General features: G+C 72.6%; 7 protein-coding genes. 5 read left to right on the top strand and 2 right to left on the bottom strand.

The window, feature by feature from the left end; translation table 11 throughout:
* Positions 1–42: 42 nt before the first annotated feature.
* Positions 43–822 (bottom strand): DUF6264 family protein, encoded by a 780-nt coding sequence (locus ACSW7Y_RS15505; RefSeq protein ID WP_438127139.1) that lies wholly within the window; start codon positions 820–822, stop codon positions 43–45.
* Positions 819–1,883, bottom strand: coding sequence for a 4-hydroxy-3-methylbut-2-enyl diphosphate reductase (locus ACSW7Y_RS15500; RefSeq protein ID WP_438127138.1), 1,065 nt, complete (start codon positions 1,881–1,883; stop codon positions 819–821). Before ACSW7Y_RS15500 ends, ACSW7Y_RS15505 begins: the two co-directional genes overlap by 4 nt.
* A 137-nt stretch (positions 1,884–2,020) precedes the next feature.
* On the opposite strand from ACSW7Y_RS15500, the gene xseA reads away from it, so the two are divergent.
* The 5 genes from xseA (at position 2,021) to ACSW7Y_RS15475 (ending at position 6,522) form a co-directional block, all read left to right on the top strand.
* Positions 2,021–3,259, top strand: coding sequence for an exodeoxyribonuclease VII large subunit (gene xseA / locus ACSW7Y_RS15495; protein ID WP_438127137.1), 1,239 nt, complete (start codon positions 2,021–2,023; stop codon positions 3,257–3,259).
* A gap of 131 nt (positions 3,260–3,390) precedes the next feature.
* Complete coding sequence (locus ACSW7Y_RS15490; protein WP_438127136.1) at positions 3,391–3,654, top strand: exodeoxyribonuclease VII small subunit; 264 nt, start codon at positions 3,391–3,393, stop codon at positions 3,652–3,654.
* Positions 3,651–4,292: a DUF4245 domain-containing protein gene (locus ACSW7Y_RS15485; protein WP_438127135.1), complete on the top strand. Its 642-nt coding sequence runs from the start codon at positions 3,651–3,653 to the stop codon at positions 4,290–4,292. The genes ACSW7Y_RS15490 and ACSW7Y_RS15485 overlap by 4 nt, the downstream gene beginning before the upstream one ends.
* 46 nt (positions 4,293–4,338) lie before the next feature.
* Complete coding sequence (locus tag ACSW7Y_RS15480; RefSeq protein WP_438127134.1) at positions 4,339–4,953, top strand: carbonic anhydrase; 615 nt, start codon at positions 4,339–4,341, stop codon at positions 4,951–4,953.
* A 147-nt stretch (positions 4,954–5,100) separates the two neighbouring features.
* The gene (locus ACSW7Y_RS15475; protein WP_438127133.1) at positions 5,101–6,522 is read left to right on the top strand and encodes a class II fumarate hydratase; all 1,422 of its coding nucleotides are present in this window, start codon (positions 5,101–5,103) and stop codon (positions 6,520–6,522) included.
* Positions 6,523–6,590: the final 68 nt, after the last annotated feature.

Below are 6,590 nucleotides of genomic sequence, written 5' to 3'. Positions count from 1 at the left end.
CCACCGGACTCGACGCGCTCAGCGTCGCTGCACTGGACGGGCTCAGGCGCCACCGGATTGGCGGAGCACCGCCTCGACGAACCGCGGGTCCTGCATCACCACGACGAGGAACGCGGTGACGCTCACCGCGGTCGACACGACGCCGCCCAGCAGCGGCACCCAGAAGGTCCAGCGCCGCGCACGCAGCCGACGGATCGACCACCAGAGTGTGAGTGCGAAGAGCACCACACTGGAGACGGCTCCGACGACCGCCGCGGTCGTGAGCGCCGACGGGTCGGAGAAGGTCGTGTAGCGATGCTCGAAGGTCTGGCGGACGGCGGAGGCCACCTGCCCGATCGAGAGCGACTGCAGGACGGACCAGAGTCCGAGGACGAGGAGGCCCACCGTCGCGCCGAAGTCGAGGGGCGACCGCCCGAAACGGTTCGACGGAGCGGCGCCGACGATCCCATCACCCGCACGCCCGTCACCGGACCGACCCGCGCCGCCCCGCCCGGCGCCGGGGTGCTCGACGCGGGAACGCCCGGCGGCCGGCCCGCCCGGACGCAGTGCTGACTGTCCGCACGCGGTGCTGGCCTCGCGAGCTGCCTGCTCGCGGAGGGCCCGCGATGCCGCTTCACGCTCCTGTCGTTCCTGCTCGACGAGGACCGGGTTCACCCACCCCTCGGGCGCGTACTCGCCGTACTGGGGGGCGGGCGTGCCGTGGACGCGACCCGCTGCCGGAGCGGCGGCCGACGTCACGGGGTCACGCCGGGCCTCCAGGCCGTCCGCCGCGCGTCCGGCGGCCGGGTCGTGCGCCGGTGTCGAGGACCAGTCGCCGCTCATGCGCGCCGCCCGCCGAGCGCACGCGTCGGCTTGCCGGCCGCGTCGGTCCGGAGTTCCCTCGGCAGCGAGAACATGAGGTCCTCGTGCGCGGTGACCACCTCTTCGACGCTGCCGTAGCCGGCATCCGCGAGCTGCTCGAGCACCTCGGTGACGAGTTCCTCGGGCACGGAGGCGCCGCTCGTCACCCCGACGGTGGCGACGCCGTCGAGCCAGTCCTGCCGGATCTCCTCGGCGTAGTCGATGCGGTGCGCGGCCGCGGCACCGTGCTCGAGCGCGACCTCGACCAGTCGGACACTGTTCGACGAGTTCGCGGACCCGACCACGATGACGAGGTCAGCGGCGGGCGCGACCTTCTTGACCGCGACCTGGCGGTTCTGCGTGGCGTAGCAGATGTCGTCCGACGGCGGGTCCTGGATGGTCGGGTACTTCTCGCGCAGCAGGCGGACCGTCTCCATCGTCTCGTCGACGCTCAGCGTGGTCTGCGACAGCCAGACGAGGTTGTCCGGGTCGGGCACCTCGAGCGCGGCGACGTCCTCCGGCCCGTTCACGAGGATCGTGCGCTCGGGCGCGTGGCCCATCGTGCCCTCGACCTCCTCGTGGCCCGCGTGCCCGATCAGGACGATCGTCCGGTCGGCCTTGGCGAAGCGCGTGGCCTCTCGGTGGACCTTCGTGACCAGGGGACACGTGGCGTCGATGGCGTGCAGGTCGCGCTCGGCGGCGCCGGCGACGACCGCCGGGGAGACCCCGTGCGCGCTGAACACGACGTGCGCGCCGCGCGGGACCTCGGCGACGTCGTCGACGAACACCGCGCCGCGCTGCTCGAGCGTCGACACGACGTGCACGTTGTGGACGATCTGCTTCCGTACGTAGACCGGCTCGCCGTACTGCTCGAGCGCCTGCTCGACGGCGACCACGGCACGGTCGACGCCGGCGCAGTAGCCCCGCGGCGCCGCGAGCAGCACCTTCTTCGTCCCCGCGACCGGTTCGTCCCGCAGCCGCCCGCGCGCCGCGTGCACCCGCGGCGGGGCGAGGGGGACCGTGTGGCCGTTGGTGATCGTCACGTCCCCGATGATAGGTGAGCGGCACCCGCTCGACCTGGGCGCGACCGACCCTGTGGAGAACGCCCCCGCGGCGCGGTGCGACCGGCCGTGTCACCGGTCTGCGGCAGCATGGGTGTCCCGCGTTCGGAAGGAGCGACATGGCGATCGAACAGGGCCCGCCGACGGCCGACAACCCCTGGCCCGTCGCGCTGCTCGGCGCCAAGCTCCGGGACTGGATCGACCGCCTCGGCACCGCCTGGGTCGAGGGCGAGATCACGCAGTGGAACGTCGCGGGGGGCAACGTCTACGGCAAGCTCAAGGACGTCGAGGTCGACGCCACGGTGTCGTTCTCGATCTGGTCGAGCGTGCGCTCCCGGGTGCCGGCCGACCTCAAGCAGGGCGCCCGGGTCGTCGCGGCCGTCAAGCCGAACTACTGGGTCAAGGGCGGCTCGCTGACGATGCAGGTCGTCGAGATGAAGCACGTCGGACTCGGTGACCTGCTCGAGCGGCTCGAGCGGCTCCGCCGCACCCTGGCCGCCGAGGGACTCTTCGACCCGTCCCGCAAGAAGCGGCTGCCGTTCCTCCCGCACCGGATCGGCCTGATCACCGGCAAGGACTCCGACGCCGAGAAGGACGTCAAGCGCAACGCGCAGCTCCGGTGGCCGCAGGTCGACTTCAGGACCGTGCACACCGCTGTCCAGGGTGAGCGGACCGTGGGCGAGGTCACGGCCGCGATCCTCGAGCTCGACGCGGACCCCACCGTCGACGTGATCGTCATCGCGCGCGGCGGTGGTGACTTCCAGAACCTCCTCGGCTTCAGCGACGAGACGCTCGTGCGCGCGGCGGCGGCGGCCTCGACGCCGATCGTCTCCGCGATCGGGCACGAGGCAGACCGTCCGATCCTCGACGAGGTCGCGGACCTCCGCGCCTCGACGCCGACCGACGCGGCGAAGCGGGTCGTGCCCGACGTCGCCGAGGAGCTCGCGAACGTCCGGCAGGCACGGGCCCGGCTCGGCCTGCGGCTCTCGCACGCGCTCTCGGTCGAGGCCGACCGGATCGCGGCGCTCCGCTCACGTCCGGCCCTCGCGTCGACCGCGTGGCTCGTCGACACCCGCGCCGAGGAGGTGGCGCGCGACCTCTCCCGCGCCCGCGAGCTCCTGGACCGCCGGCTCGAACGCTCCCACGCCGACGTCGGACACCTGACGGCCCGCCTCCGCGCGCTGTCGCCCCGGGACACCCTGCGCCGCGGGTACGCGATCGTGCAGACCGCGGACGGTGGCGTGGTGCGTGCGTCGGAAGACCTCGACGGAGCCACACCGGTCCACGTCACGCTCGGTGCGGGCACCGCCACCGGGACACTCGAGCCCGACGGCCCGGGTCCGGACGGCGCGGTCTGACCGCCGAGCGGGAGGCCCGGAGCGCGTCCGTCCCGCGAGTCCGGTCCTCCACAGACGCGGTCCGCTGCAGGCGCGTCCACACCCTCCAGGGTCGCGGCGCCGCGTCGGTGGGTGCTCGGTAGGATCGTCGTGTGTCATCCCAGCAGGAACCCGAGCAGGTCGTCGACGTCGCCACGCTGAGCTACGAAGCGGCGCGCGACGAACTCGTGCGCGTCGTCGCCGAGCTGGAGCAGGGCTCCGCGACGCTCGAGCGTTCCCTCGGGCTGTGGGAGCGGGGCGAGGCCCTCGCTGCCCGGTGCGAGGAGTGGCTCATCGGCGCGCGGGCACGGCTGGACGCGGCGCGCGCGGCCTCTGACGAGCGCGGGACCGCGCCGGACGGCGGTGACGCCCGATGACCGACGCCGACGGACGGCCCATCGTCGCGGAGCTCGGTCGCGCCGAGACCCCGGAGGAGACCTGGGCGCGCAAGGACGCGGCTCGGACCGCCCGGCGACAGCACCAGACGGCGTTCAACCTCGTCATCGCACTGATCGCGTCCCTCGGGATCGTCCTCTTCCTCGTGGCGGTCGTCGTCCGACCGGACACGCAGATCGTCGACCGTAGCGTGGACTACCGGCAGGTCGCGGCCGACGCGGACGTCCGGGGTGTCGAGCTCGCCGCACCGACGCTCCCGAAGGGCTTCTCCGCGAACCGCGCCGACTGGACGGACAAGTCCGGCGACGGCGTCGACGTCTGGACGGTCGGGTTCCTGACGCCCGACAAGCAGTACATCGGCCTGCAGCAAGGTGTCTCCGCGAACGCCTCGTGGGTGGCGAACCAGCTCGAGCAGAAGCCCGCGACGGGATCGACGACGATCGACGGCACGAAGTGGACCGTCTACGACCGCCGCGACGAGGGCAAGGACGCCGGCAACGATGCCTACGCCCTCGTCCGCACCGAAGGCAGGTACACGTTCGTCCTCGCCGGCACCGCCGACGACGCCTCCTTCCGCACGCTCGCGACCGCCGTGTCCGAGCAGTTCGCGGACCGGTGATCCACACCACCCGCCCCTGACCGACCGCAGCACACCGAGGAACCCCATGCCCGACCGCGCCGCCTCCACCCCGTCCGACGCCCTCCGACTGCTCGTCGAGGGCAACGCGCGCTTCGCCGCCGACAAGCGTCGAACGGGCCGGATCGACCCCGATCGCCGCTCGGAGCTCACCGGGTCGCAGGCGCCGTTCGCGACCGTCCTGGGGTGCTCCGACTCCCGCGTGCCGTTCGAGCACGTGTTCGACGCGGGCATCGGTGACCTCTTCGCGATCCGCAACGCCGGGCAGATCGTCGACGACGTGGTCCTCGGCTCGATCGAGTTCGCGGTCGTCGCGCTCGGCACGCCGCTCGTCGTCGTCCTCCGCCACACCCGCTGTGGTGCGGTCGCCGCCGCCCGCTCGGGTGAGCCGGTGCCGGCCCCGCACCTGCAGTCGCTCGTCGACGCGATCGCCCCGAGCGTCGAGAAGGTCCGCGCGACCGACGCGGAGCTCCCCCAGGAGTCGGTCGGCGCCGCCCACCTCGAGAACACCCTCGCGCAGGTCCTCGAGCGGTCCGGCGCCGTGTCCGACGCCGTCGCCGAGGGTAGGTTGGCGGTCGTGGGGGCGACCTACGACCTGGCCTCGGGCGAGGTCACGATCGACACCGTCGTGGGCGAGGCCTGACCAGGGCACGACCAGCCCCGAACACCGCCGCACGACAGCTTCGGGAGGACGGCCACCAGCCGCCACGACCGACGCGACGGACCAGCACCGTTGCAGCACCGACCGACGCGACCGCGTCGGAGCACACCCAGGAAGGACCACGACGACGTGACCGACACCACCGAGACCGCAGCGACCACCGATGACGGCTTCCGCATCGAGCACGACACGATGGGCGAGGTCCGGGTGCCGAAGTCGGCACTGTACCGGGCCCAGACGCAGCGTGCCGTCGAGAACTTCCCGATCTCGGGCAGCGGCCTCGAGCCGTCGCAGATCGTCGCCCTCGCGCGGGTCAAGCGTGCCGCGGCGGTCGTGAACGGTGCCCGCGGGATCGTGGACGAGTCGGTGGCGAAGGCGATCGTCGCCGCGGCCGACACGATCATCGCCGGCGAGCACCACGACCAGTTCCCGGTCGACGTCTACCAGACCGGCAGCGGCACCTCGTCGAACATGAACATGAACGAGGTCCTCGCCACGCTGGCGTCCGACGTCGCCGGTTCGCCGGTGCACCCGAACGACCACGTGAACGCGTCGCAGTCCTCGAACGACGTCTTCCCGACGTCCGTGCACGTCGCGGTGACCGAAGCGCTCATCCGCACCCTCGTCCCCGCACTGGAGCACCTCGCCGAGGCGTTCGAGCGGAAGGCGACGCTCTGGGCCGACGCCGTGAAGTCCGGCCGGACGCACCTCATGGACGCCACCCCGGTGACCCTCGGGCAGGAGTTCGGCGGGTACGCGCGGCAGATCCGGCTCGGCATCGAGCGCGTGAACGCCACCCTCCCCCGCGTCGCCGAGGTCCCCTTGGGCGGGACGGCCGTCGGCACCGGGATCAACACCCCGAAGGGCTTCCCGCAAGAGGTCATCGCGCAGCTCGCCGAGGACACCGGGCTGCCCGTCACCGAGGCGCTCGACCACTTCGAGGCGCAGGGGGCGCGCGACGCCCTCGTCGAGGCCTCCGGCGCGCTCAAGGTCATCGCGGTCAGCCTCACGAAGATCAACAACGACCTCCGCTGGATGGGATCGGGGCCGAACACCGGCCTCGGCGAGCTCCACATCCCGGACCTGCAGCCCGGCTCCTCGATCATGCCCGGCAAGGTCAACCCGGTCATCCCCGAGGCCACCCTGATGGTCGCGGCGCGGGTCATCGGCAACGACGCCACCATCGCCTGGGCCGGCGCGTCCGGTGCGTTCGAGCTGAACGTGGCGATCCCGGTGATGGGGACGGCCCTGCTCGAGTCGATCCGTCTGCTGGCGAACAGCTCGCGCGTCCTCGCGGACAAGACGGTCGACGGGCTCGAGGCCAACCTCGACCGCGCCCGTGCCTTCGCGGAGTCCTCGCCGTCGATCGTCACGCCCCTCAACCGCGTGATCGGGTACGAGGCCGCCGCCAAGGTCGCGAAGCACGCGGTCGCGGAGGGCATCACCGTGCGCGAGGCGGTCATCGCCCTCGGCTACGTCGAACGTGGCGAGGTCACCGAGGAGCAGCTCGACAGCGCCCTCGACGTGCTCTCGATGACGCACCCGAGCTGACGCGCGCCGCTCGCGCGACGCGACGCGACGACACGGCGATGAGACGGACGGGAGGCGCGGTGCCAGCT

Source organism: Curtobacterium flaccumfaciens (genome assembly GCF_051548005.1).
Lineage (GTDB): Bacteria > Actinomycetota > Actinomycetes > Actinomycetales > Microbacteriaceae > Curtobacterium.
The sequence above is the reverse complement of the archived record's forward strand: the minus strand, read 5'-3'. Positions and strand labels throughout refer to the sequence as shown.

Excerpts from the sequence above, each read along its gene's own strand:
- ACSW7Y_RS15505 (WP_438127139.1), bottom strand. The coding sequence starts at position 822 with ATGAGCGGCGACTGGTCCTCGACACCGGCGCACGACCCGGCCGCCGGA.
- xseA (WP_438127137.1), top strand. The coding sequence starts at position 2,021 with ATGGCGATCGAACAGGGCCCGCCGACGGCCGACAACCCCTGGCCCGTC.
- ACSW7Y_RS15485 (WP_438127135.1), top strand. The coding sequence starts at position 3,651 with ATGACCGACGCCGACGGACGGCCCATCGTCGCGGAGCTCGGTCGCGCC.
- ACSW7Y_RS15480 (WP_438127134.1), top strand. The coding sequence starts at position 4,339 with ATGCCCGACCGCGCCGCCTCCACCCCGTCCGACGCCCTCCGACTGCTC.